At 67.2% G+C, this 19,558-nt stretch carries 9 protein-coding genes and 1 pseudogene; 9 read left to right on the plus strand and 1 reads right to left on the minus strand.

The features are described 5' to 3' along the window. The first annotated feature begins 428 nt into the window (after positions 1-428). Genes dpdE through dpdD form a run of 8 tightly spaced genes read left to right on the plus strand, consistent with a single transcriptional unit; the run spans position 429 to position 18,050 of the window. Positions 429-3,740 (plus strand): protein DpdE, encoded by a 3,312-nt coding sequence (gene dpdE, locus IE177_RS03715; RefSeq protein WP_190013232.1) that lies wholly within the window; start codon positions 429-431, stop codon positions 3,738-3,740. Beyond that, positions 3,733-6,327 carry a protein DpdF gene (gene dpdF / locus IE177_RS03720; RefSeq protein ID WP_190013233.1) on the plus strand — a complete coding sequence of 865 codons (2,595 nt, stop codon included), beginning with the start codon at positions 3,733-3,735 and terminating at the stop codon, positions 6,325-6,327. Before dpdE ends, dpdF begins: the two co-directional genes overlap by 8 nt. Further along, positions 6,327-7,217 (plus strand): protein DpdG, encoded by an 891-nt coding sequence (gene dpdG, locus IE177_RS03725; RefSeq protein ID WP_190013234.1) that lies wholly within the window; start codon positions 6,327-6,329, stop codon positions 7,215-7,217. Before dpdF ends, dpdG begins: the two co-directional genes overlap by 1 nt. After that, positions 7,210-10,245 carry a protein DpdH gene (gene dpdH, locus IE177_RS03730; protein ID WP_190013235.1) on the plus strand — a complete coding sequence of 1,012 codons (3,036 nt, stop codon included), beginning with the start codon at positions 7,210-7,212 and terminating at the stop codon, positions 10,243-10,245. Before dpdG ends, dpdH begins: the two co-directional genes overlap by 8 nt. Then, a complete protein-coding gene (locus tag IE177_RS03735) occupies positions 10,242-10,931 on the plus strand; it encodes a hypothetical protein (protein WP_190013236.1) in 690 nt (229 codons plus the stop codon). Before dpdH ends, IE177_RS03735 begins: the two co-directional genes overlap by 4 nt. Continuing rightward, the gene (gene dpdJ / locus IE177_RS03740) at positions 10,928-15,448 is read left to right on the plus strand and encodes a protein DpdJ (protein ID WP_190013237.1); all 4,521 of its coding nucleotides are present in this window, start codon (positions 10,928-10,930) and stop codon (positions 15,446-15,448) included. Before IE177_RS03735 ends, dpdJ begins: the two co-directional genes overlap by 4 nt. Before the next feature lie 5 nt (positions 15,449-15,453). After that, entirely contained in the window at positions 15,454-15,966 is a 513-nt protein-coding gene (gene dpdK / locus IE177_RS03745; RefSeq protein ID WP_229815891.1) for a phospholipase D-like domain-containing protein DpdK, read from the plus strand. Continuing rightward, positions 15,963-18,050, plus strand: a complete 2,088-nt coding sequence (gene dpdD / locus IE177_RS03750) for a protein DpdD (protein WP_229815878.1) — start codon at positions 15,963-15,965, stop codon at positions 18,048-18,050. Before dpdK ends, dpdD begins: the two co-directional genes overlap by 4 nt. Positions 18,051-18,153: 103 nt before the next feature. Here dpdD and IE177_RS35685 read toward each other — a convergent pair. After that, a pseudogene (locus IE177_RS35685) lies at positions 18,154-18,318 on the minus strand (IS5/IS1182 family transposase); the annotation flags it as partial. A gap of 673 nt (positions 18,319-18,991) precedes the next feature. On the opposite strand from IE177_RS35685, the gene IE177_RS03755 reads away from it, so the two are divergent. Next, on the plus strand, positions 18,992-19,498 hold the full coding sequence (locus tag IE177_RS03755) for an AAA family ATPase (RefSeq protein WP_229815879.1): 507 nt from the start codon (positions 18,992-18,994) through the stop codon (positions 19,496-19,498). Positions 19,499-19,558 lie beyond the last annotated feature (60 nt).

The following is a 19,558-nucleotide window of genomic DNA, read 5'->3' on the forward strand; positions in this document are numbered from 1 at the left end:
TGCGGCAACTTTTGCGCCGCACCTTCTCCTTCCGGTCCCGTCAGGCGGGGCAGCTTGGATCTCCTCTTCGGCCTGGAGGTCTGCAGCGTCCCGAAGCCGCGGGCACCGCTATGTTCCTGCAGCGTCAGGTACTGACCGCTTGCGCTCAGTATTGACCGGACCGACTGCATGGGTTATGAAACTAGGTGATCATCCTTATCGTGATCTCATCCCCGATGTCTCTGCGGGGTGGCGCGAAAGGATGGTGGGGCGGCTGCAGGGCGGCGCTGGACGAGGCGGCGGTGAAGTGGCCCGAGTTACGACTTCGGCGCGGTGACCTAGCGTCATTGAATCGTGATCGCCCAAGATCGCCCACCCGCGAGGGCATTCTCGGTGACACGGTTTACGCTTCAACCGGCTGGATGTGTGCATCTTGTGAAGGAAGTGCGATGTCGGGGCTGAGGGTGGGGGATTTTGTCCGGTTCGCCGGTTCGCCGGGGGTGGGGCGGGTAGGGGCGCTCGAAGAAGACAGCGTCCAGGTCGACTTCTTCGAGTCGATAGCAGAACCTGTTGCGCTACAGCAGCGCATCGCTGCACGGTTGTGCACGCCGGTGACCCTGTCAGAGGAGACCCGGGTCTACCGGCGCGATCCCAGCACGGGCGTGTGGATCGTGGGACGGGTGCGCGGCAGCGACCCGGGCGTGTACTACGTACAGTTCCCCAACCATCCGGACGTGCACCTGCCTGTCAAGGTGGCGGAGTTGCATGTGCGCTGGGATGAACCGGTGCGCAATCCGGTGGCCACACTCGGGGCCGGCGGAAACGAGTCCGGCTACTTCCACGACGCCCGCCTGCCGATGCTGCACAGCCTCATCGCCCAGCGCAGTGCCAGCGGCAGCATCCCCGCTCTGCTCTCCGCCGCCGTGGAGATCTACCCCCACCAGGTGCAGGCCGCTTTGACGGTCCTCTCCGACCCGGTTCAGCGCTACTTGCTGGCCGATGAGGTGGGGCTCGGGAAGACGGTCCAGGCCGGCTACGTCATGCGGCAGACCCTCATCGACAACCCCCGCGCCAGGATCGTCGTCGTCGCGCCCCAACCCCTGGTGAGGCAGTGGCGCAGTGAGATGCTGGAGAAGTTCTTCATCGACGACTTCCCCGATGCACGCATCACCTTCACCGCCCACGAGACCCCCCGCAAGTGGGAGACCTACCGAGGCGCTGACCTGCTCATCGTGGACGAGGCACACCTCCTCGTCCACGGCATCACCGACTCGGCGCAATCGCCATACCGGGAACTGTGCGGCATCGCCCACTCGGCTGCCCGACTGCTGTTGCTGTCGGCCACACCGTTGACCTCTCACTACGTCACCCACCTCGGCCTGCTGCATCTGCTGGACAAGGACCTGTACAGGTGGGACGACCGTGCCGCGTTCGAGGAACGCTACCGGCGGCGCAAGGACCTGGCCGACGGCGTGTTCCAACTGGACGCCTACTTCCCCGCACTGCTGCCGATGACCATCGAAAGACTGCGAGACCTCCTGCCGCCCGATGCACACTTCGAAGACCTGGCTGCCGGAGTGCTGGATCTGCTCACCGAGAACGCTGATCTGGCGGACGAGGACCAAGAACCTGAACTAGGCCTGCGCGTGGAGAGCCTCAGAGCTCACCTCAGCGAGACCTACCGTCTGCACCGCAGGGTCATCCGCCATCGTCGTGCCTCCGTACTAACGGAGGACGAGGAGACGGACCTGGTGCCCTATGAGGTCAGGGGGCGGACCCGCCCGCGATTGCTCGCGGTGGATCTGGAAGGACACCACCTGGGCCAGGAGATGTTGCTCGCGTGGCGCACGCTGGCCGCCGACCACCTGATGGACACGGAAGCAGACGACGACCAGTACGCGGCTTTCGCCATGGCACTGGCGGTGCTGGCCTCCCGGGCTGGAGGCCCGGCCCTGGACTTGCTGTGCGCACTGCGCTGGCGCACCCACCGCGACGAGCACGCCGCTGACAGTGCCGGACTTACCGAACAGGAACGGCACTTGCTCGCGGCGCCAGGCGCCCTGCCGGCCGAAGACAGCCTGGTGGAGACCTACAGCAACCAGTGCGCCGACTCCTCCGAAGCCACCGCCTACGCCTTGCTTGCCCAGGTACTGGCAGCGGTGATGCGTCCCGGGACCAAGGTGGTGATCTTCTGCGGTCCGGGTTCCCTGGCCGCGCACTTGGCGACCGCCCTCATCGCCGCTCACGCGGCAACTGCGGTTGTGGGCCTGCACACGGCGGAAGCCGGCGCGGACGCCTGCGAACGTGCGGTGCAGGCATGGCGTGCACCGCAGGACGCGGGACTGTGCCAGGTCCTCGTCGCCGACACCTCGGCCGAGGACGGGCTGAACCTGCAGGTCGCCGACACGGTGGTGCACATGCGACTGCCGTGGTCCCCCAACCGCCTGGAGCAGCGGATCGGACGGGTGGACCGCTACCGGGGGGTGGAATCGCTGCGGCAGAATCGGCCGGCGCAGCAGTTCCGCATCGGCGACCGCGAAGGAAACGAGATGTTCTGCGGCGCCTGGGCCACCCTCCTCCATGAGGGATATGACCTGTTCACGGCGTCGGTCTCGACTCTGCAGGACATCATTGCCGAAGGGCTGGCCCGGGTGTGGCGGCAGGCGCTGACCGACGGCCCCGCAGGACTCACGGCGCTGGCACCTGCCCTGCGTGAGGACCTCCGCCAGGCCAAACGGGACATCGACACCATGGACATGCTGGACTCCATCCACGAGACGTCGGAACAGGCACGTCAGACCACGGGCGCGCTCGACCGCCTGGAACAGGACTGGCGCACGCTGCGGAAGAGCCTGGTGCACTACGCCGACGACAGCAGCGGCGGCCTGCGCTTCCGGCATGACCTGCGTACCGTCGCCGGTCACCAGCGTGACTGCTTCGATGTCGTCTCCTCGCGTCCCCTGATCGATCCCCGACGCCACAAGGCGGCCACCGAAAGCATCCACCCCCACATGTCCCAGGGCGTGTTCAACCGCTCCACCGCCCTGCGCGCACCGGGGACCCGGCTCTTCCGCTCGGGCAACCCCTTCGTCGACATGCTCGGCGGTATCGTCTTCGCCGACGAACGCGGGCAGGCCACGGCCTTCCGGCGCTTCGACCCGGCCTGCCGGGGCGCCGACGAGGCGTACTTCGGGTTCGAGTACCTCGTGGAGGCCGACATTGGCTCTGCCCTGCAGCACGTCGACGACGTACCGGAAGCCGGTCGTGCACTGCGGCGCCAGGCCGACCGCCTGCTCGCACCGTTCACCCGCAAGGTCTGGGTGCCGGCCGGTCACCGAGAGGCTCTCACCAACCCCAAGGCGTGCGAGTGGCTGGACAAGCCGTACGGCAAACAGGGCGATCAGAACTACAACTTCACCAACCATCAGCAGCTGCTTGCCTTGTTCGGAGGCGGGCAGGAGTACCGCCGGGCGGCTGAAGCAGCCCAGGACGTGGCCCGCGCCCACCTCGTCCAGGCAACCGATCTGGTCAGCAAGTGCGCCCAGGCCCAGGAACAGGCACAACAGCAACTTGCCGTGATGAGCGCGCAGGCGCAGGCGCGAGGTGCGGCTGGCCACCTGCTGGGCGACACGGAAAGCTACCTGCTGGACGTCGCCGTGGCCCGGGATCTGACAGAGGGACTGAGCCGCCCGTCGGTGCGCGTGGTGGCCGCCACCTGCATCGTGCGCGGTGGATACCGGACGGTGAACCACCATGGGTGATCTGTGGGCCCATGCACAGGAGTTGTTTTCGGCCTGGCCTGCGGTTCCCGCGACGACTGCGACGGGGACGCTGCGGCGGCTGAGGGACGCCCTGGCCGACCGAGCGGCCCACCGCACGGACGCGGTCGGCTGGCGCGACATCGCCGCCCTGACGCGCCAAGTCCTGCTGGAGGCCGCGGTCAGGGGCAACCATGCTGGCCTCAAGGTGCCGTTGGACGCGGCCCTGCCCAGCCGAGAGCAGTGGGAGCAGATGGCGTGCAGGACGCTGCCCACCGGAGGCGGACTGCGCGTCTTTGCCCTGGAGTGGCACCCACGAGCCCTTACCCCTCAAGCACAGCAGAGCGCACGGGAAGATCTGAAGCAGATCCACCTGGGGGAGGACTCACCGCACCGACGGCACCTCGAATCCCAGTCGGCCGACCCCTATTGGGCAGAGGCGCTCGGCTACCAGGAGTACGTCTCCGTCGGACAGCAGCAGGCCGCACGGGCCGTCGCGCTAGCTCCCGCGGGCAGCACCACGATCGTGTGTCTGCCCACCGGCCACGGCAAGACCGCAGTGGCCCAAGCCGCCGCCCTGCTGGCAGGCGCCCGCGGGGGAGTGTCCGTCGTAGTCGTCCCTACCGTCATTCTCGCCCTGGACATGGAGGCCAGAACACAAGCAGCCCTCGCACGCCAGGGCAGGCAGAGTCCGACCGGCCACTACGCCTACACCGGCGGCATGCCGCAGGAGACCAAGCGACAGATCTGCGACGACGTCCGAACCGGCCGACAGCGCGTGCTGTTCACCTCCCCCGAAGCGGTGGTGACGGCGCTGAAGAAGCCGCTTGAGGACGCCGCCGAAGCCGGACTGCTGCAGTACTTCGTCATCGACGAGGCGCACCTGGTCGAACAGTGGGGCACCGGTTTTCGGCCCGAGTTCCAGACCATGGCCAGCCACCGGCGTACCTGGCTGCGCAAGGCGCCCCAGGACCAGGCGCCGGTGACCGTGGCGATGAGCGCCACTCTCACCCACCAGCAGGTCAGCCTTCTGGAGCAGTTGTTCGCCGAGGAGGGGCAGGCCCAGGTGGTATGGGCGTCTCAACTCCGCCACGAGCCCAGCTACTACGTCGACACCTGTCCCGACGACGAGAGCCGGGACCAAGCCGTCATCGACGCAGTTGCCATGCTGCCTCGGCCTCTGGCGCTCTACACCACCCGGGTCAAGGACGCCGTCGACTGGGCTGAACGGCTTCGCCAGGCCGGCTTTCACCGCGTGACTGAGGTCACCGGAAAGTCCACCGACGACCAGCGGCGGCAGTCTCTCGAGGGCTGGGCGGGATCGACTCCAGTCGGAGCCGAGCGCACACGCTTCGACGTGGTCGTGGGCACCTCGGCCTTCGGCCTGGGAGTCGACCTCCCCGACGTGCGCACCGTGGTCCACGCCTGCCTCCCGGAAACGACGGACCGCTACTACCAGGAGGTCGGCCGCGCCGGGCGGGACGGGAACCCCTGCATTGCCTACATGGCCACCGCCCCCGGTGACGAGGCGCTGGCCGAAAGCATCAATCGCAGCCCGCAATTGACCGCCGAACGGGCCTGGGCCCGGTGGCGTGCCATGTGGGTGGGGCGCACCGCCACGGACAACGGCGCTCACCGGCTCAGCCTCGAAGCCCTGCCTGCCGACATGCCCGAAGGCTTTGGTCGGCACCGCAGTTGGAACGAACGCATACTCAACTTCATGGTCAGAGCTGGTCTCATCAAGGTGACCATCCCCGAACCCCCGCAGCGCGGCGAGAGGGAAACCGACACGACTTGGCAAGGACGCCTCGACGCGTTCTATACGTCCTTGGGCAAGCAGTTCGACGTCTTCCTCGTGGACGGGCAGACCAACGACCGCACCTACTTCCTGCAGCGATTCAACGACGTCCGTCGGCTGATCATCAACGACCAACGTGATGCCGCCGGCCGGCTGCGAAAGATTCTGCGCGGCGACCGCTGCTGGGGCGAGGCGCTCGCCGACCACTACCGCGTGCCGTACCGCCAAGGCGTCCTGACCACCGGAGTCACCTGCCGCGGATGCCCGCCCTGCCGGAAGCAGGGTCCGCCGCGCACCGCCCCGGAGGGCTACTACCGACTCGCGGTCGAGCCCTGGCCCGCCGTGCCGTCGTGGCCGAACCGACGCGAGGACCCCCTGAAGCGGTTCCGCGGTGACCTGCCGTGCCTTTCCATCTACTGGGAGACCGAGCAGGAATTCATCGACCTGATGCCCGAACTGCTCGAGCACCTGGCCGTGCGGGGGATGTCGGTGCTCGGCGGTCCGGGGCTTGCCCGCTTGGCCACCCGACGGCTGCAACGCGATGTGCGCCCGCACCCCCTCATCGTTGACAGGGATGAGGACCTCCTGGGCCGCTATACCAACCCGATGGTCTGGCTGCTCGACTCTTCCGCCTCCCACATGGGAGACGATCTGGCGATGCGCTTCGATTCCCAGGATGTAACCTACCTGCTGCATCCACGGTCTTTGGCGCACCCGGATCGTCCCGACGCCCCACTTGTTGCAATCCACCGCGCCCATTTGTGGGTGCGTACTGCCTTGGAGTCGTTCTAGTGGCCCTGCTTCTCGCCGAGTCCTCGATACCACCCTTTATGTGGGCCGTCGTTCGCCTTCTTGCCGCAGAGGGAAAGCCGCTGGCGACCGATCGTGCGCGGGCTCTTCTAACTCCCCCCTCCCTGACCGAGGGCAAGGAGAACAAGGCCTTCGACCAAGCCCTGCGTACTCTGCGCGAGTTGAAGTTGATCGCCGAAGAGAAAGACCCCCTCTCGCTCGCCGGACACGCCGGCGACCTCGACGGCACGGACTTCCCGTCCTTCAGCAGCGCCCTGCGCCAGGCTGTCCTGGCCGGTGAGCTCAATGTCGGACTGGCTGACGACGCAGGACAGACCGGTTCGCGCGACCTCACCCGCATCCTCGTGTGGTTCCTCTCGTGCGATCCGCTCGACGGACCGGCCACCTGGGCCATCGTCCAACGCGAGCAGTCCATCGACCTCAATCCCGACGCGGGCACTGCGTCGCGAAACGACACGCGCTGGAACCGTTTCGTGCACTGGGTGCCGGCGTTGGGCCTGGCCGCAGCCCCCTTGTTGCCCACCAGCGGCGTGGGCCCGCTGCTGCCGGACTGCACAGAGGCCGTCAAGCAGACGGTGCAAAGGCTGTGGCCTGTCGGGGAACGCGTCAACGCCGTCGACGCTGCCCGAGCCCTGCGCACCGCCCTGCCGGTCCTGCCGGGCGGGGATTACGCCAATGCCATGGGTATTTCCGATCCGGGCGCCCAGTCAGCAGGGGCCGCCTTGTCCTACGCCCTGCTGCGCGGCGAAGACGAGGGTTGGCTCGTCCTGCAGCAGGACGCCGACGCCCAGCGCGTCTTGACCCTTCATGACCCCGACCGTCCGTCGCACTACGTGTCCGACATCGTCATCTCGGAGGACCAGCATGGCTGACTTCCGCGGCTTCCTGTGCTGGACGCCCGAAACTGCGGCCGCGACGATCAACACCGAGGCGGTCAGCCCCTCTCGTGCGGTCTTCCTGGCCACGCATGCGCCGCTGCGCATCCGCCGGGCTGGCCTGGACGGACGTGCCATCGTCTCCGACGGCCCGCTCATCGACGAGAACACCGTCCTGAAGGACTTCCTGTCGCTGCAGTCCGACACCGGCGCGCTCCTGTTGCCGATCGTCGGTGACTCCGGGACCGGAAAGTCGCACCTGGTGCGCTGGGTGCGCGAGAACCTGCCCCCCTCGGACAAATACAAGGTCATCTATCTGGAAAAGGCCAAGACCAGCCTCCGCGCTGTGATCGACGCCCTGCTGGCCGACGCGGACAGCGGCGCGCTGGCTCAGTTGCGCGCTGACATCCACCGGTTCACCGACGGCGTGGACTCGGCCACGTTGAGCAGGCGTCTGGTGAACGCCCTCAGCGAGTCCCTGGCCGCTACGACGGCCCGGGACGTACCTCAGCACGCCCGTCCGCTCGCCGGTCCGCGCGGTCTCACGGTCGTCCTGCAGGACCCCCACGTGAGCGCCTTCATGCTCGGACAGGGCAAGTTCATTCCCAGGCTGGCGGAACAACTGCTGCAGGACCGCATGGACGGCGAGCCGGACCGCCCGATGGCGTTCACCATGGATGATCTCCCCACCGACCTGCTGGACCTCCACCGTGCCGCCCAGGTCACGATCAAGCTGATCAATGTGATCTCGGGCAACACGCAGCTGCAGCAGGCCGCCGTCGACCTGCTGAACCAGCATCTGGAAGCGGCCGTCAAACGGGTGGCGAGCCTGGGAGCGGGCCGCCTGCAGGACGCCATGCTGCAGGTGCGGCGGGAGTACGCCCGCAAGGGCAAAGAGATCATCCTGCTCATCGAGGACTTCGCGCTGATCCAAGGCGTGCAGAAAGACCTCCTCGATGCGGTCATCGAGGCCGCCAACCGCTACGGCAGCACCACCCTGGCCCCGATCCGCACCCTCATGGCGGTCACCACGGGCTACTTCAGCGACCTCCCGGAGACCGCACTCACCCGTGTCCGGGCCACCGCTGGCTACGTCTACAACCTCAACGTCCCCTTCACCAGGGACGACCGCGGTGAATCCGAGATCACCTCGTTCGTCGGACGGTATCTCAACGCCGCCCGGGTCGGGCGGGACGCCCTGGAGAACGAGGGCGGGCAGCAGGTGCGCAATCCCTGTGAGACCTGCGACCTGGTCTCCCGATGCCATGAGCAGTTCGGAGTGACCTCCGAGGGCTATGGCCTGTATCCGTTCAACTCCTCCGCCCTGGTCCGCACCATCCACGCGACGGCTCCGCGCAACGACCCCTACGCCTTCGTCCCGCGCACCGTGCTCGGCAGCGTGATTCGCCCCGTCCTGGTCGACCACGCCGGCGCACTCAAGGAAGGCACCTTCCCGGACACTCGTTTCCGTACCCAGTTCCCCACCGCGGACATCGACGAGCCGCTGTCCACCGACGTACAGGAAGTCGTCGAGGCAGAGGACCATCTCGACGCCGACCGCCGGAAGATTGTCCTAGAGTTCTGGGGCGGGGCCCCCGACCACGCTGGTGCCCTGCCGTCCGCGGTCATAGAAGCCTTTGCTCTTGAAGCCCGCACCTTCTCGGGGACTAGCGCCACTCCTCGGCAGCCGGTCAGAGTCCAACCGGAGGAGCGGGAAAAGCAGCAGGCCGAGACGGAAACCACCACTGAAAAGCTGCCTCGCTCTCTCCAGGCCAAGGTCAGTGCCGTGGAGGACTGGCTTACCCGCGAACAAGTACTGCCGCAGGCTGTGGCCAGCGACTTGCGCACCGTCATCGCGACCGCCGTTGCGCAGCGCTACCGCTGGGTCAATCCGCTGATGCGGGAACAGACACAGGCGACGATCCGCTCAGCCTGGCCTCTCAATGCCCGTGTGGTCTCGATCGAAGGCGCAACGGAGAACATCCAGGGCGCGGACACAGCCCCGATCAAGTTCAAGCGGACGGCACGAAACAGCCGTTACCTGCGCAGCGTGCTGTTGCTCAAGAACGGCCAGCCCGCCCAGCGTGCCGAACACGTGCGCCGGCTGAGCACAGACGCCGACCGCTACACCGCGTCGCTGACCACCGCCCTGCAGAAGAACCTGCAGATCACCGATGACGACTTGGTCCTCGGATTGCGGGCAGCCCTGATCGGGGCCGCTCTGGCCGGGCTGGCGTGGCCCGGCATGGACGAGGCCGAACTGCTGGCGATCGCATTCGCCGACGGACGCTCCTGGGCGCGCCAGGACGCCGCGGACCGCGAAAGCGCATGGAGTCGGGCCCTGGAGGGCCACCTCCAGTACCGGACCCCCCTCGTCGAGCGGCTGCGCGACGCCTTGGGCGTGGCCCAGGGCGAAGGGAAGGCACGGATGATCGACGCGGCGAGGGCGCTCCCGTTGCTGCGCCGAGCCGTAGCACAGTGGGACTGGCAGGTGACGGGATCGGACATACCGGAGTGGGTGAAGAAGGCCGTCAGGAACTTCGCCGACTGGACGGACATGGTAGAGGCGCAGAATGCGTCGTTGCGCCGGAAGTTGGACGGCATACGTCGGCACCATCCGCGGGGTACGACCGGGGCGCAGGTGCTGGCCGCCGTGCGCGATGCGCTCCTTGCGGCCGTGGATGCCAGCATCCCGGTTCCGCTGGCCATCAGGGCGGAAATCACCGAACGTCTGGCGCGGGCGCAAGATGCCGACTGGAAGATCCTGAACCAACTCGAGGACGATCTCCTGCGGGCGGAAGAGCCCGAGGCTCCCGAGGCGGCGCGCATCACGGCGGCCGTGCGTGACCGAGGGGTCACCATCCAGGTGATCAGCGGCCTCCTGCAGGCCAGCGATGCATGGCTGACCACCGCTTTGGAGCACGCTGCATCCCGCACCAACACCCATGGCGATGAGGCGGCCAGGGGTGTCCAGGAACTTTTGACCGAGTGGCGGTCGCTGAGCGCCCCGGAGGAGGATCGATGAGCGCGCCCCTGTCCGTGTTGCAAAAGGCTGAGCGCCTGCAGGCGGAGGCACGCCGGCTCAACGAGGGAGAGAAGGGAGAGGAGGAAGCGAGGCGCATCAGCGAACGCATCAGCGTCCTGCATAACCAGTTGATGTCCTTGCAGCGCCGCCTGCGTATCGCCCGCTCCTTGATGGCCCAGCCAGCGGCGGGCGACATCGACCTCTCCGGGCTCGACACGGGCCTGGCAGCGTTCACTCGCCACTGCGAAGGCGGCGGACTGCCTCCCAACCCCGCCTTCACCAGGGCTTCGACAGCCGTACAAAAGGTCGCCGACCGCATAGCACAGGACAGTCAGGAAGCATGGCGGCAGTGGACACAAGCCCAACTGGAGGCCTTGCAGATGGCGCGGCAAGCCATGCTCTCGTTGCAGGACCAGGCACGGGCCAAGGCACTGCACCAGGACCTCATCAAGACTGCTCGCGCCGACGTCGACGCAGCTGTGATCACTCTGTTCGCCAACGCCCACGCCGAACTGGCTGAACTGCTCGAGACCGCGCCACCGCCGCCGGAAGGACTGCAGACGCTCCTGGATCGCCTGGCCTCCGGCACCGCCCTGCTGCTCAGCGACATCACGGACGAGGAGATCGCGCTGCTGCGTCGCGTCGATCTCGACGCTGACCTGGAAGTCCGCAGGAGGCGCACGTGATCACACCGTCCCGCGCTCGTTTCTACAACCACGTCCTCAACACCCTCGAGGACCGCGAGTTGCCCCTCGTGTCCTGGGGCATCACCGACGGCGCGCTGACCGAGAGTGAAGTCCTCGAGGCCATCGATCTCTGCCTGCGCGACACCCCGCAGGAGGCGGCAGGCATATCGAGCGAAGACCTGCTGTACGAATTCCGCGACCGCGCCTGGCTGTTCAAGGTGCCGGACACCTCGCCCCCGCAATATCGCACGCGACTGGCCGAGACCGTCCGCCTGGCAGCCCAACTGCGGCAACTCTTCCCCTGGCAGGTCCGCGACGAGGCCACGCCGTGGTGGCAGAGCGGCAAACGACTCGTCGCCGACTACCGCCTGCACATTGCGCCGCGCCGCTACCCTCAGCGCAACATCCCCGCGGCGACCGCACTGAAGGAACTCGCCAACCTGCCGGGGTGGAGTCACCTCCAGCAGTGCGTAGCCCAGGCGCAGATCGGTTCCCGCGACCTCGCACGGTTCCAGATCGATGCCGCCGCAGCGGTGACTAATGCCCTCAAGCGCCCGCACTCCAGCGGTGTGATCGTGGGCGCCGGCACCGGCAGCGGCAAAACACTGTCCTTCTACCTGCCCGCCTTCGCGGCCATGGCCGAACGCGCCCGCCCGAACAGTTTCCGACTGCATACCCTGGCGCTGTATCCACGCAAGGAACTGCTGCGTGACCAACTGCGGGAGGCACTGAGTACCGCCCACGCACTGGAACCCACCCTACAAAGCTGCGAGCGCCGACCGCTTCGCCTGGGAGCTCTCTACGGAGACACGCCCTACGACCCCCAGGACAAACGCCTTGAAGCCGGCGCCAACGGCCGCACAGCCTGGAAGCGGACCCAGCAAGGCGCCATTTGCCCCTACCTGACGTGCCCGCAATGCGAGCGCGGTGAACTCCTGTGGCACGACACCGACCGCCGCAACAACAAAGAACGACTGACATGCCTAAACCCCACCTGCCAAAGCGTGATCCAGGAGGGGCGCCTGGCTCTCACCCGCCAAAGCCAGCGCGAGCAGCCACCGGACCTGCTGTTCACCACCACCGAGATGCTCAACCTCTACAGCGCCGCAGGAGGCATCGGCCGACTGCTGGGCTGGCAGGCAGGCGCGGTCCCCTCGCTGGTCCTGCTCGACGAGGTGCACACCTACGCTGGGCTTCACGGAGCACAGACGGCCCTCCTGCTGCGCCGATGGCAGCAGGCAGTCCGTAAACCGGTCACTTTCGTCGGACTGAGCGCCACGCTGCGCGACGCCAACGCGTTCTTCGGCCGCCTGGTGGGTCTGCGCGACAACGACGTCGAGTACATCCAGCCTCTCGACGACAGCATGGACGAGGAAGGCCGCGAATACGCCCTCGCACTGCGCGGCGATCCGATCGCCGGCAGCAGTTTGCTGTCCACCTCCATCCAAACGGCCATGCTCTTTGGGCGCATGCTCGACCCCGAGGAAGACGCCGCCCTGTACGGGTCCACCGGATTCCTCTTCACCGACGACCTGGACGTCACCAACCGCTTCTACGACGACCTGCGCGACGCCGAGGGAAGGCAAGACCGCTACGGCCGGCCTAGCGGCCGCCATCCCGCCCTCGCCGCCCTCCGCGCTCCGGCCAGCCCCCAGCACCGCGCCCGTTACCGCGACGGCCAGTCATGGGACCTCATGGAGAAGATCGGCCATGTACTCGCCCCCGGTGCGGGCAGCCATGCCCTGCGCGTGGCTCGCACGTCGTCGCAGGACGTCGGAGTCGATCTGCACGCCGACCTGACGGTGGCGACCGCCTCCCTCGAAGTCGGTTTCAACGACCCGCGCGTCGGACTGGTCCTCCAGCACAAGGCACCCCACGACGCAGCGGCCTTCATCCAGCGACGCGGCCGCGCTGGCCGTCAGCGCGCCATGCGCCCCATCACGGTCATCACCCTCTCCGACTACGGCCGGGACCGGCTCGCCTATCAGGCATACGAGACGCTGTTCCAGCCGGAGGTGGCCGCGCGCCACCTCCCGGTCAACAACCGTTTTGTAATCAAGATCCAGGGAGCGCAGTCGCTGCTGGACTGGGCCGGGCGGAAACTGCGCTCCCGCCAAATCTGGAACGACCCCAGGCAACTGCTGACTGCGCCACGAAACGGCATCAAAACTCAGGACGACGGCGCCCGCCAGCAGTTCGCGCATCTGCTGGAGAGTCTCCTGACCAATGCCACCCTCCAGGACGATCTGGCACGGCACCTCAAAACGGCACTCCAGTTGAGCGCCGACGAGGTGCAGGCCCTGTTGTGGGAGGAGCCGCGATCACTGCTGCTCAGCGTGGTACCCACCGCGACCCGCCGCCTGAAGAGCAACTGGCAGACCCTCCAGGACAAGGACCCCGGCGCCGAACCCGGAACCATGTTGCCGGAGTTCGTGACCCGCGCCCTGTTCGACCCGCTCAACGTGCCCGAGGTCGCGCTGACCCTGCCCTTCGCTGCGCGCCAGGCCGCCGGCGACGCCGTGCAGGACAACACCGACGAACTGCTGCCGATCGCCAGGGCTCTCAGAGAAGCCGTACCCGGCCGCGTCAGCCGCCGTTACGGCTACCAGCGAAACGACCACCGCACCTGGCTGGCCGTCCCCCCACTTGGCCAGGACACCCTGGAACTCGACGAAAGCCTCGTCCCGGACCCCACACCCGAAGGCCGATGGTTCCCTCCGGGATATGACCAGACGGGTCTGGTCGTACTACGCCCCCATCGCCTGCACCTGAGCCAGCCGCCCAGACCGGTCGCCGACCGGTCACAAGGCTTTCCGTTGTGGGCCTCGCAGATCGTCGTCGACACCAACACCTCGCCCCTGCCCGGGGACGTTCCACGCCCGTCCTCGTGGCAGGACCGCATCGCTGCCGTCGGCTTCTCCCTGCACGCAGCAGGCAACCCCGTCGAAGTGCGCCGGATGACTGCCGGAGCCCGCTTCGAGGTGAGTTACGACTCGGGCACGACAGATGCCCGAACCGTGCACTACACCTGCAACGGGGAACCTGCAGCCCTCGGATTCCGGCTCAGCGTGGACGCCGCGTCGTTCACCCTCGCCCCGCTGGACACCACCCGCCCCGAGATCTCCCGCTACCTTGCCTCTCCCCAATGGCGGACCCTGGCCTTCTTCCAGGCGGTGAACGACGATCGGGCACTGGCAGAGGTGACCAACCAGTTCCAGCGCGGTTGGCTCGCCCTTGTCTACCTGACGGCGTTCTCCCTACGAGGCATGAGCGACGACAGCCCCGATCCGTCATCGATCCGTGCCGCCCTGGCGGACGGCATTTGGCGGGAGGACCTGGCCGAAATCCTCACTGTGCTCTACCGCGACGAGCCCACCGGCCAGCCCGCCCACACCAACGAACGGCTCATCGCCACACTCACCGAGCTGAGCGACGTCCCCGCCGTCATGGACGCCCTGGACCGGGCCGGACACCTCCTGGTGACACCCGACATCGCCGTCCGCACCACCGACCTGGCACGGCGGGCCTATACCGACACCGTGGCCGCTGCCGTCCTCGCTGCAGCACTGCGTGCCTGCCCGGACGCACAGGACGGCGATCTGATCGTCGACGTAGCCCCTGCCCCCCAGGACGGACATCCGGCCACCGTATGGCTCAGCGAGACCTCCATCGGCGGCCTGGGAGTGATCGAACAACTCTCCCGCTACTACGCCGAGGACCCACGGCGATTCTGGCGCCTGGTCGAGACAGCCCTGACCCCCAACGACTACGAATACGTCGACACCACCGTCACCCGACTCCTGCGCCACGTGACCACAGCACCGACCGGCCCAGCAGCACAAGCCATGGCAGTTCTGCGGGCCCGCACCTCCGCAGCCGACTCCCGCCAAGCACTCACCGACCTTCGCAAGGCGTGGAGCACACTCGACGGACCGCCACGCCACAGCGCCGTGGCAGCCCTGTCCACCCGACTGCTCCGGCCGGGCAGCAGCCCCACCACCGATGCCAGCGCACTGGCCCTGATCGACGCATGGCAGGCCCTCGAGCACCGGCTGGGCGTGGAAGTCGACGCCCGGGTCATCGCCTACGCCGTCGGCTCCGGGCGCCTGCCCACCGGCCCAGGCCCAGGCCTGTCGGCCGACCAGGCATTCAGCCTGCTCTGGCCGCGGGGACGGGACGCCCGAACCCACCATCTTCAGCACTACCAGCCCTACCTCGATCGGCCACCCGTGCTGGACCGTCTCCTTGCTGCCGCAGCACACGACGAGCAACTGCCCTGCATCGACGTCACCGAAGACGGCTGGGAACAGCGCTATCAGGCCGCCATATCCCAGCATGCCGCCGTGGAATTGACCGCCGACACGAACGCCGCAACGGCCCTGTCCGACGCCATCGTCCGTGTGCCCGTACTGACCGTGGACTGGGACGTGCTACGCCTGTACGGAGAGATGCAAGGAATGCGACGCGACGGTCAGCAGTGGCGAGTCCGAGTGGACATCCGGGAGGCCACGCAGTGAGCGGCATGGAGCGCCCCGTACGCACCGGCGGGCATACCGGCGTGCGCGCCGACGCCATCTTGGCCATGGCCCTCGTCGGAGAACTCATGTCTCCCGGACCGGTGATGTGGCTGGTCTCACCATGGATCAGCGATGTGAAGATCCTCGACAACAGCCAGGGAACATACGACGACCTGTTCGACGACAACCCTCCCAGCAGTTGCTCGTTGGCCGACCTACTGGCACGGATCACGGTGGCCGGTACCTCCCTGACCGTGGTCACGCGTCCCGATACGCACAACGTCCAATTCCTCGGACGACTACATCGCCTGGCCCCTCGTCACACCGTGCGCGTCGTCCAGAGCCCCGCCGTGCACGAGAAGACCATCTGCGGCCGGGACTGGATGCTCACCGGGTCCATGAACTTCACGGTGCGGGGCCTGCTGGAGAACGACGAGGCGGTGAGCTACAAGGTGGGAGGCAGTGACGCGGGCCAGGCACGCCTCGAACTCGCCCAGCGATGGAAGGAACACCAGTGACCGCCCAGGGCCCGGCTGCCCCCGCCCCAAGCACCCAAGACCTGGAAGCGTTCCTGCAGCGCTTCTTCGGCCGGGGAAACGACGCCTGGCCGAACATGGATCCCGACCCGGGCAAGGGCGATCGAGCTCGACCTTTCGTGGATCTGCTGCGCAGCGGCAGCGACATCCCGATCGTGCTGCCGCGCTACCAGCAGGCCCAGGACCTCTTCGCGATCTATGTCATCGCCCGCGATGATGCGCACGCGACTCTCGTCGGCAACATCATCACTGCCTTCGCCGGCGCCACCTACCTCAGCGGCGCCGGCGTGCACCCCTGCGCCCTGGACTCCAACGATCCAATCGAAGCAGCGGTGCAGGAGTTCGCCGGAACGGCGACGACCACCTTCCGGCTCGAGACCCACCCCAACCGCCGCTTCCGCCAGAGGCTGACAGACGTGGCCCTGCTCATGCAGCACACGTTGGCTCATCGTCCACCGCGACTGTGGCGGGCAGTGAAGCCGACAGGACGGCTGCTGGCCGAATTCGACGCCGCCCTGGCGGCTGGCGGTCAAGCCGCCTCCCAAGCGGTACTCGATCAACTGGTCGGCCAAGGAGGCATCACCGCCGCCAACCTCGCCCACCTGCACATCAAGCGACTCACCCGGCTCGGACTCGACCGAGAACTGCTCGACTACCCCGGCCTAGGCGACGTGCTGCGGCAAGACCCGCCCGCCCCAGTGAAAGCAGCGGTGCTGGATGCCGTCTTTTCCTGCGACGTGCAGGAGCCCCTGAGCCGCGACGATCTGCCCGGCGCCCAACAGGCTCTCCGCGATAGGGGCTTCCTTGCGCTGGCTCCCTTCGAGAACGACATGGAGTCCTACTCCGCCGACGCACTGGTCGTCCTGCTCCTGGCAGCGGTGACGCGTGGCGCCCTTCACAGCAGCCAGCGCATACTCGCCACCATCGAGCACACTGGGTCGCGCGACGTTCTGCCGCCTGTCCTCAGGGAAGCCGCAACGACTCTTCTCAGGCCGCAGAACGCTCCCCAGAACAAGCCCGCCCATGAGGCGGCAGGTACCCCAGTTGATTCGCCGAAGCCGTCAACCCCGCCGTCCTTGCTGCAGGACACTGAACCGGCCGCGGTCGAACCAATACCCGCTTCGTGGGCGGCTTTGTTCAACGCGATCGCCGACGGATACACCGGCCTGAACGCCGTCCTGGAGGATGAGGTCTGGACCGCGTGGCCCTCACCCGCCTCTGACGACCGGGCAGTCGCTGCCCTGCTGGAAGAACTGCACGACGAGGGCCAAAGGAAGGTCTGGCGCTGTGTTGGGGCCTTCATCGAAAGCGTTGGATACGACCAGCCAGCACCGCTCAGCGCGCGCGCTCTCATCACGTGTGCGCTGGCCTACGACTGGCTAGGGCCCGGTGACCTGCTGGCTGTGCAGGCACTGACCGAGATCGTGCTGCGTTCGAGCCCTTCCGCCGTTGTATACGGGCAACTATTGGGAGAACTCGCCGATACGTGCGAGCGCTGGGTCGCTCCTGAACGGGCGGCTATTGCACTGGACTTCGTAGACCGGCTGATCCTGGAGGCATGTCCCGACCGGGACGCCCGCGACTCCCTCGCGTTGGCACTGCTCCTGCCGCTCAGTGTGCACCAGGGACGTCTGGACGTCGCAGACATCGCCATGGCCCGGCGCCTGTCCTTGGAACTCGGCATCGAACTCGACTGGCACGAGCAGCCTGACGAGGACCTAGCGCAGGATACCGAGGCCAGCCTGCAGAAGGCCGCTGGTCGCAACGTTCTGCTCTACTCCCTTGACCAGCGAGTGCTGGACCGCGTCAGCGAAGGCCTGCAGCAACTTGCGCCTGGGGTCAAAGTCGCCTGTGCGCATGACAGCGTCGGCAGCCCGGCACTACGTCAAAAGGCCCGGCAGGCCGATGTGGTTGTGTTGGCCACCCGCTGCGCCAAACATGCCGCAACGGGCTTCATTACCCAGCACGCGAAAGCAAGCGTCATCGACTACGCGGACGGGAGTGGCTCAGCCTCTCTCATGCGCGCCGCGGTACATGGTTTGCTGCGCACAGTGGACGGAGACTGACAGTCGTCCAGTCGAGGCCAACTGTCGTGCCGTTCATGAGGACTACGTGAAGGTGTCCCGCAATGGAGTTTTGACGCGTCTGCGGTTTGTCCGCGTGGGTGTGCTACGCGGCCTGGTGTGGGCTGTGCACGCGGGCGATGCGGATCACCGTCGTGTGGGCGCCGTCGCCGTTCAGGCGGCAATCGCGAAGGAGTTTCCATGTCTTCATGCGTGTGAGGAAGTGCTCGACGCGAGCACGGACCTGCTTGTGTGTGGCTGCGCCTTCCTCCAGTCGCAGAGGTTGCCGCTGGAGGGGCACCGGTTCAGGATGATCAAGACGGTGCCCCGGTAGCCGCCGGCGATGGTGGTTCCTCCGGAGGCCTTGTTCTTCCAGTCAGCCACGAGGAGGAGTCACCGCGCGGACTGGCCTGCATCTACATTCCGCGCGCCCTGGTCCCGGCCGCGGCGCTGGACGACGAACCCTCCTGGCAGGAGACCACGCTACGACTCGCCATTCTGGGCTCGTCGCTGGCATCCGTCCGGGAAACGGTATGCGCCCGCACACCAACACCGGACGAAGCATCGGCCCTCCGGATCGGCTCTCAGGTGGCTGGCACTCCGAGCCCCTCACTGGTCCGCTGCCCGTGCCGGCCGAGCGTGCAGTGGACTGCGTGTCAGTCGCGGATGAGAGTCTGAGGTCGTGCCGTATCGAGACCATCCTTACGAGTTCAAGATCGAAGTCCTCGACGCCTACGATGCTGCTCCGCCCGGTACGAAGAAGGCCGTACTGAAGCAGTACAGCCTCTATGCCTCAACGGTGATTAGGTGGCGGAAGGCGCGAGAGAGTGGAGAACTTCAACCGCCCACACCCAGGGAGCGGGTCCGTTGTGTCGCTGTCGGTGGACGATGCCCTCGGGAGGCGAGCGAGTACCGGACCCTTAAGCCGCAACTCGGCCGCCCGCATGGTCGTCATCGACGTGTTCGCCAAGATGCGCGGCCCCGCCCCGCAGGGCGTGTCTGCGTACGACGCGGATTACGTGGCCGTCGGTTACGCCAAGCGGATCGCCGACCACTACGGCATCGCCGTGGTGCTCGTCCACCACGTCCGCAAGGCAGGCTCCGACGACTTCCTGACCGAGGTCTCCGGCACCAACGGCATCGCCGGAGCCGCAGACGCAACTCTCGTGCTCAAGCGGGCCCGCGGGCAGGCGGACGGCATCCTGCACGTCACCGGACGCGACGTCGACGAAGCCGAGTACGCGCTCCAATTCCAAGCCGCCTCCGGCGCCTGGCAGATGCTCGATGGCCCGGTCACCGACCACACCATCGGCGACACCCGCGCGGTCATCCTTCGGCACGTCCGTGCCCACCCCGGCGCCCGCCCCAGGACATCGTGGCCGCGCTGCCGCAGCTCGATGCCGAGAACGTCCGTCGTACCTGCTCGCGCATGGCTGCGGATGGGCAACTGAGCAAGGACGCCGGGGGCCGGTACTACCCGGACACCGAGAGTCGGACACAGGGCACGCCTG

It is taken from the genome of Streptomyces lucensis JCM 4490 (assembly GCF_014650035.1).
Classification (GTDB): Bacteria; Actinomycetota; Actinomycetes; order Streptomycetales; family Streptomycetaceae; genus Streptomyces; species Streptomyces lucensis.

What these genes read in the sequence shown, in the direction of transcription:
- dpdE (WP_190013232.1), top strand. Translation starts at nt 429, where the DNA reads ATGTCGGGGCTGAGGGTGGGGGATTTTGTCCGGTTCGCCGGTTCGCCG.
- dpdF (WP_190013233.1), top strand. Translation starts at nt 3,733, where the DNA reads ATGGGTGATCTGTGGGCCCATGCACAGGAGTTGTTTTCGGCCTGGCCT.
- dpdH (WP_190013235.1), top strand. Translation starts at nt 7,210, where the DNA reads ATGGCTGACTTCCGCGGCTTCCTGTGCTGGACGCCCGAAACTGCGGCC.
- IE177_RS03735 (WP_190013236.1), top strand. Translation starts at nt 10,242, where the DNA reads ATGAGCGCGCCCCTGTCCGTGTTGCAAAAGGCTGAGCGCCTGCAGGCG.
- dpdK (WP_229815891.1), top strand. Translation starts at nt 15,454, where the DNA reads ATGGAGCGCCCCGTACGCACCGGCGGGCATACCGGCGTGCGCGCCGAC.
- IE177_RS03755 (WP_229815879.1), top strand. Translation starts at nt 18,992, where the DNA reads ATGGTCGTCATCGACGTGTTCGCCAAGATGCGCGGCCCCGCCCCGCAG.